At 35.8% G+C, this 4,531-nt stretch carries 2 protein-coding genes and 1 other RNA gene; all 3 read right to left on the reverse strand.

Going from position 1 to position 4,531, the window contains the following annotated elements; all coding sequences use genetic code 11:
- Positions 1-333, reverse strand: a transfer-messenger RNA (tmRNA) gene (gene ssrA / locus ACTTG8_RS09700).
- A gap of 87 nt (positions 334-420) precedes the next feature.
- On the reverse strand, positions 421-636 hold the full coding sequence (locus tag ACTTG8_RS09705) for a cold-shock protein (RefSeq protein ID WP_442561909.1): 216 nt from the start codon (positions 634-636) through the stop codon (positions 421-423).
- Positions 637-987: 351 nt separating this feature from the next.
- Positions 988-4,140, reverse strand: coding sequence for a glycoside hydrolase family 2 TIM barrel-domain containing protein (locus ACTTG8_RS09710; RefSeq protein ID WP_442561910.1), 3,153 nt, complete (start codon positions 4,138-4,140; stop codon positions 988-990).
- Between the last annotated feature and the right edge of the window lie 391 nt (positions 4,141-4,531).

Genomic DNA, 4,531 nt, shown 5'->3' on the forward strand with positions numbered 1-4,531 from the left:
TGGAGCTGAGGGGAGTCGAACCCCTGTCCGAAAACCCATTCATTGTACTTCTACAAGTTTAGCTAATTGTTTAACATTCCCTCCATCAGGCTTGAATTAGCACAATACTGACTTTAGTAGACCCTAATACGCCCATAGTACCGAGCCACTTACTATGTCGTTTCCTGCTGATTCGATGCCTTAGTCTGTTATGCAGGTATAACAGGTAAGACAGCTGCCCTTAGGCAGCGTAAGCTAAATTATCTTCAGCGTTTGTATTTAATTTTGGATTTAACGCATTCCTGCGACTTGCTTCTCCAACTTCAAAATTCCCGTCGAAACCGGTACAACCCCGGAATATGAAAATTCTAAATGAATTTCCTCACAATTAATTAAAGAGACCGTAGCCATTTAAGACTACGGTCCAGAATTAGCTTTTAATTATTCAGCTATAGAAACATTAACTGCTCTAAGCTTACTTGAATTCTTAGGATCTGTCTCTGTCTCAAATGTAACTTTCTGGCCTTCAGCGAGAGTCTTGAAACCTTCTACATTGATAGCAGAAAAATGTACAAATACATCATCTCCACCGTTATCATTGGTAATAAATCCGTAGCCCTTCTCTGAATTGAACCACTTAACTACTCCTGTGTTCATTTAGGTATCCTCCTGTAAATAAAAATATTAGTTGTGTAATCTTCCAGTTAAAGAGCTTTAGAGCAGGTACCTTTTTAGTAGTGCTGCGAGCTAACGAACACAAACATCTAAGTTCGACTTCTTTAAACTTCAAGAATACTATATAATGTTATCATATAATTCACAAAAAGTCAAATGGATTAATATTTTGTGCACCTTTTCATCACATTAATATCTAATATTTATTATAACTATTACTAATATAACTTAAAATGATAACTAATTAATACAATTAGTTATACAAAAAGCTTGAATATTATTTATTACTCACACATTATCAAATTATATATGACTATAATGATAATAAATTATCTAAATTCCCTTAAACCAAAAACTAAATTCAAGTTTCTGATTATTTTTAACATGATATTCATTATGTGGTTTCGCTCCCCAGCTATCATCGCCACCTACACCCATTTGCATAAGATCTGCTCTAATAACTGTAAAATGTGTCTTTGGAAGTTCATTTGGGTGTGTAGCCTCCTCAAGCTGGTTAGGTGTATAAGGTAGAGCTGAAAATCCCATGTATCGCTCTGTAACAACAGAATTTTCTGCCGCCTTACTCTCCCCTAATGTAGGGTCAGCCTGTTTCTCACTTACAAACAGCAGTCCTCTTCCCTTCCTATTTGTAACCTTAGCAAATCTGACATTTACCTTATGTCCACACTCCTGTGGTACAAGATATGGTGCTAAATTATCCTCCACCTTATTGCTAAAAAGCCCTATCTTAGCCCCACTTCTCCTATCCTCATAAGTTTCAGAAAATCCTGCTCCGTACCATGTAAGATTATTAAAATCAGCATCAGTTTTGAACATAATTCCAAACTCAGGCATATCAAAGTTTTCACCCTTAGTCTCATATTGTAAAGTTGTCTTTATAAATCCGTCTTCAAACACCTTATAGCTTACCACACACTCACCCAAATCAGCCATTCCAAGTGCATAGGTATAATTAACTTCTACAAACCTCTCATGACTTATCTTTGCACTATTATCATTTACCTTTACATCTATGCATCTAGCATAATCACCTGCAAGTTTCCACTTACCATAGTGTATAGGCATGCTTGAACCTCTATCATTGTCAATAGGGGCTCTCCAGAAATTTGGACGAGGCTGACTCTTAAGAAGTTCGACTCCTCTTAACTTATAGCTTACAAGTCCTCCATACATTTTTGAAAATAATACTGAGAAATGCTCTCCCTTAACACCTATATTATAATCTCCATAAATAAATTCCAGTTTTCCTGTATCAGGTTTTACATAGTCATTTCTCTCTGTTGAGGCATACATAGGACTATATCCTTCATTTATCTGTGACACATCCTTAAAATATGCTGTTTCGGCCTTTTTTACTACAGCCTGTCCAAAAGCAATTTCATGGCCTTTTTTTGCATACTCTGTGCAGTGTTTGAGCCTAACCGATACTTCTGCCACAAATTCTCCATCAAGCTTTGGTACTGTGATAGGAAGTGCATACAACTTTTCTGACAATGGTTCTACATCAGTAGATAGAATCTGCTTTGCATACTCTTTTCCATCTCTGTAAAGAATTTCATAAACATCAAACTCTGAGGTATTGGTAAACAGATATTTATTCTTTATCCTTACCGCATCGCCATTAACAAAAAGTTTAATTCCCTGATAATTAAACTTCACTTCCTGCATCTTAGGCGATTCTGCCCTATCGGACCCTATGGCTATACCATTTCCGCTAAAATTTCCATCATTAGGACGATCTCCAAAATCTCCTCCATAAGCCTGATATTCTTTACCATATCTGTCCTTCTTATAAATGGACTGGTCAATATAGTCCCAGATGAATCCCCCCTGTGCCCTCGGCTCTTCTTCTGTATATTCAACATATTTATGCATTGCACCATTAGAGTTGCCCATAGCATGGGTATATTCACAAAGAATGAACGGTTTATTCGGAAACTTTTTCAAATATTCCCTTATTTCAGTTACAGGAGGATACATACGGCTCTCTATATCACTACTTCCTTCATAACTTCTGTCATGAAAAACACCTTCATAATGAACAAGTCTCGTATCATCAAGTTTCCTGAACATTTCAGACATATTATAAATAACCTTGCCACCAAACGACTCATTCCCAACAGACCAAATAAGTACACTCGCATGGTTTTTATCTCTATTATATGTAGAAGTTACCCTGTCAAGGAGCATAGGCTCCCACTCCATATGATCCTTAGGAAGAGAATAGCCCTCACCTCTTACTCCTCTTGCATCCCAGCTACCATGCGTTTCTAAATTATTTTCTGCTATTACATAAAGACCATACTCATCACAAAGTTCATAGAGATATTCGGTATTTGGGTAATGGCTTGTTCTTATAGCATTGATATTATTACGTTTCATTGTAATAACATCTTTTTCTATTTCCTCCTTAGTAATTGCCCTTCCATTTACCGAACTGAAGTCATGCCTGTTAGTTCCGTTAAATACAATCCTCTTTCCATTAAGGAGCATGATATTATCTTTAATCTCTATTCTTCTAAAACCAACTCTCTGTCTGACTACCTCTGTCAAATTGCCTTTTTCATCCCACAACTTAAATGTAAGGTCATACAGTTTAGGTTTCTCAGCACTCCAAAGTTTAGGCTCAACTATATTAAAAATGAAATCTAGTTTCTCAGATATATCTTTTTCCTCAAATACTATCTTTTCTCCCTTATCCGAAAGTTCAATAAGCAACCTACCTTGTCCATTAAACAGTCCGTTTATTTTTAACTCAGCATTTTTTAATGAATCATCCAAAACAGTTTTCACAGTGAAATCTTTAATTCTGGTCTTTGGAAGTACATCTACATATACACTTCTATATATTCCTGAAAATCTAAAAAAATCCTGATCCTCACACCAACTTCCTACATTCCACTTAAAGACCATAACTGCAAGTTTGTTTCTTCCTTTTACTACAAAATCTGAAATATCAAAACTTGTTTCCGTAAAGCTATCGCCTGCAAATCCAACATATTTACCATTCACCCAAAAAACAAAGGCACTTTCAACCCCTTCAAAAGTAATCACAATATCCTTATTCTCTACTTTTTCTGAAATCTCAAGCATTTTTACATACATTCCAACAGGATTGAACTTATGAGGTGCTTCTGTCTGAGCCACATCTTCTATACCATCCCAAGGATACTGTACATTCGCATACTGCGGAATGTCATAGCCCTCCATCTGCATATTTGCAGGCACTGTTATACTGTCCCAGCTATCTGTCTGATATTCAGACTTATAAAAATCCTTAACAGCTAAGTTATAATTTCTTGCATATGCAAATTTCCAAAGACCATCCAGTGAAACTCTGAGACTTGATTTCCTCTCACTTAACTCGTACTCATTTCCATAAGGGATAAATGATGCCTTTGCCGGAAGTGCATTATCCTTAAAACAGGATACATCATTCACCATATCATAATTAAACTCTAACATATTATACCTCTTTCTCAATAATTTTACTTGATTGCTCCGGTAATCTCCCCTAAAAGTGCAATCACCGGTTCTTTAATTGGTTTTTCATAGTACCTGAGTTCTATAATAGTGTTTTTCTTTTTTGACATAATCCCCCCATAACCTTTTAAATTCGGCTATAATTACGCTTTCAGATAATCTTATCTCTAATAATTATCTTCAATTATTATTTTGCTCATAGTGCTTCTACCTGTTCTTTGGAAAGTCCAGTGGCCTTAATGATTATTTCTAGAGGTACACTACTCTCTTTAAAATTTCTCGCTATGCGAAAAGTTGCTATCTCTTCTCCTTCTGCCCTTCCTTTTTCTATTCCTTTTTCTATTCCTTTTTCTATTCCTTTTTCTATTCCTTT

The organism is Catonella sp., from assembly GCF_052173895.1.
In the GTDB taxonomy this organism is placed as follows: Bacteria; Bacillota; Clostridia; order Lachnospirales; family Lachnospiraceae; genus Catonella.